The sequence below is a fragment of the Micromonospora sp. NPDC003776 genome (genome assembly GCF_053605645.1).
This window is the reverse complement of record NZ_JBSGJR010000840.1, coordinates 1-2062: the sequence shown is the minus strand read 5'-3', so window position 1 is coordinate 2062 and position 2062 is coordinate 1. Positions and strand designations below refer to the sequence as shown.

The following is a 2062-nucleotide window of genomic DNA, read 5'->3' as shown; positions in this document are numbered from 1 at the left end:
TCGATCGAGCCTGCTCATCTTGATCGGACACGGCGGCGGAGGCGACCACCACGGCGATGCCAGCACCCACGCCCGCGACCGCCGGGTGCCCGGTGACGGAGCTGCCCGTGCCGGCCGGGATGACGGACGTCACGGCCGGCGGGGTGGACCCGACCGGGCGGTACGTCATCGGCAACGCCGTGGTCGGGCAGGACTTCCGACCGGTGCTGTGGACCGACGGCCGGGCGCAGGCGCTGCCGGTGCCCGGCAAGTCGGTTCAGCTGACCGCCGTCAACGCCGACGGGGTCGCGGTCGGCCTGGTGGAGGACGGCAGGCAGGAGTACGTCTTCCGCTACGAGAAGGGCGCGTACACCCGGTTGCGCACCCCGCCGGGCGACTGGCACGTCTACCCGACTCCGGCGATCAACGCGGCGGGTGACGTGGTCATCAACGCGGAGCCGCGCGGCAACTCGGGGGGCAAGGACAGCTTCGCCCTGCTCTGGCGGGCGGGGTCGACCACCGCGGTCCGGCTGCCGCTGCCCGACGGTGCCAACGTCTACGACATCACCGACGACGGAACGGTCGTCGGCGCGATCTACCGGAACGGCTCCGCCGAGACGGCGTACGCGTGGGACCAGCGGGGCAACGGCCGCAAGCTGACCGCACCGGCCGGCGAGAAGGCCGCCGCCTACACCGCGCAGGGCGACTGGGCGGCGGGGGGCCTGTGGCCGTCCCAGTCGGCGGCGTTGTGGAACCTGCGGTCCGGCGAGGTGACCCAGCTGACGGTGGACGGTCCCGGCGAGGCGGTCAACGCCCGCGGTTGGGTCGTGGTCATGGGCGCCGTGCTGCGCGACGGGGCAGCGGCCGAGCTCCAGGTGCCCGCCGGGCAGACCGGCCTCGCGGCGGCGGTGTCCGACACCGGGCTGGTCGTGGGGCACGCGCGGACCGGTGCCGGCGAGGACATGCGGAACCTCGGACCGCGCGTGTGGCGGTGCTGAACCAGAGGAGCTGACCGGCCGGTGACGGGTTCCGTCACCGGCCGTTCGGTGCCCGCCCGACCACCGCCGCTCATTCCCCGATGGTGCCGAACGTCGGCGCGCCGACGCTGTCGTACGTCAGCAGGGTGACCCCGCTGCCGGAGGTGCGGCTGTCGGTCAGCCGCAGGCCGGCCGGCGGGACGCCGTCGGCGAAGAGTCGCCGCCCGCGGCCCAGGACCACCGGAAAGAGCAGCAGGTGGTACGTGTCGATCAGGCCCTCACGCATCAGCGAGCGGGCCAGCGTGCCACTGCCGTGCACCTGCAGCTCGCCCCCGGGGCGGTTCTTCAGCCCGGTGACCGCGGTGGCCAGGTCCCCGTCGAGGCGCTGCGAGCCCGACCAGCTCAGCTCGTCCGTCCGGTCGGTGGCGACGTACTTGGGCAGCCGGTTCAGCGGGTTGTCGGGGCCGCCCTCCGCGGGGTCGGTGACGTGCGGCCAGTAGGCGGCCATGATGTCGTAGGTCTTCCGTCCGAGCAGCAGGGCGTCGGCCCGGCCGAGGATCTCCCCCATCCACCCGCCGACGGTCTCGTCGAAGTGCGGCGGCAGCCAGCCGCCCAGGTCGAATCCGTTGCTGCGGTCCTCGTTCCGCCCGCCGGGGGCCTGCATGACGCCGTCGAGGGTCAGGAACGTGGTGATGGTGAGTCGCATGGTGCTGCTCCCTTCGGCTGGCCGGCCGGGGTGGCGGCCTCATCGTGCCGACGGGCGGCGGCCGCCGATTCGACAGCTCCGTACGGGATTGTGACCCGGCCCACATCAATTCAGCGCCGGTTCGGCCGTCCGTCGGCGGACGGCAGGGGCACCACGCGTTCCTCGTGCACCTCGATCTCGGCGCGGAACCGGTGCGCGGCCGGATGCCAGATCTCGTCGAACGGGCCCATGACGTCCCCGCCGACCCCGCGCCGGCGTACCCGCGACCCCAGCCACGCCAGGGCCGCCAGGACCGCGGCGAGCACCCCCACCACCAGCAGGATCGCCGCGAGTTCCGCCATCCGACCAGGATATGGCCGGCGCGCCCGAGCGGTAGTCGGATCGTCCGGCCGCTCGGCCA

General features: G+C 73.8%; 3 protein-coding genes. 1 reads left to right on the top strand and 2 read right to left on the bottom strand.

What is annotated here, in order from left to right; all coding sequences use genetic code 11:
* Positions 1–119: 119 nt before the first annotated feature.
* Complete coding sequence (locus ACWEVO_RS35580; RefSeq protein ID WP_452311792.1) at positions 120–977, top strand: hypothetical protein; 858 nt, start codon at positions 120–122, stop codon at positions 975–977.
* Between the two features lie 70 nt (positions 978–1047).
* Here ACWEVO_RS35580 and ACWEVO_RS35575 read toward each other — a convergent pair whose 3' ends face one another.
* Both ACWEVO_RS35575 and ACWEVO_RS35570 read right to left on the bottom strand, forming a co-directional pair.
* Positions 1048–1662: a dihydrofolate reductase family protein gene (locus ACWEVO_RS35575; RefSeq protein WP_452311791.1), complete on the bottom strand. Its 615-nt coding sequence runs from the start codon at positions 1660–1662 to the stop codon at positions 1048–1050.
* A 110-nt stretch (positions 1663–1772) separates the two neighbouring features.
* On the bottom strand, positions 1773–2003 hold the full coding sequence (locus ACWEVO_RS35570) for a hypothetical protein (protein ID WP_452311790.1): 231 nt from the start codon (positions 2001–2003) through the stop codon (positions 1773–1775).
* Between the last annotated feature and the right edge of the window lie 59 nt (positions 2004–2062).

What these genes read in the sequence shown, in the direction of transcription:
- ACWEVO_RS35575 (WP_452311791.1), bottom strand. Translation starts at nt 1,662, where the DNA reads ATGCGACTCACCATCACCACGTTCCTGACCCTCGACGGCGTCATGCAG.
- ACWEVO_RS35570 (WP_452311790.1), bottom strand. Translation starts at nt 2,003, where the DNA reads ATGGCGGAACTCGCGGCGATCCTGCTGGTGGTGGGGGTGCTCGCCGCG.
- ACWEVO_RS35580 (WP_452311792.1), top strand. Translation starts at nt 120, where the DNA reads ATGACGGACGTCACGGCCGGCGGGGTGGACCCGACCGGGCGGTACGTC.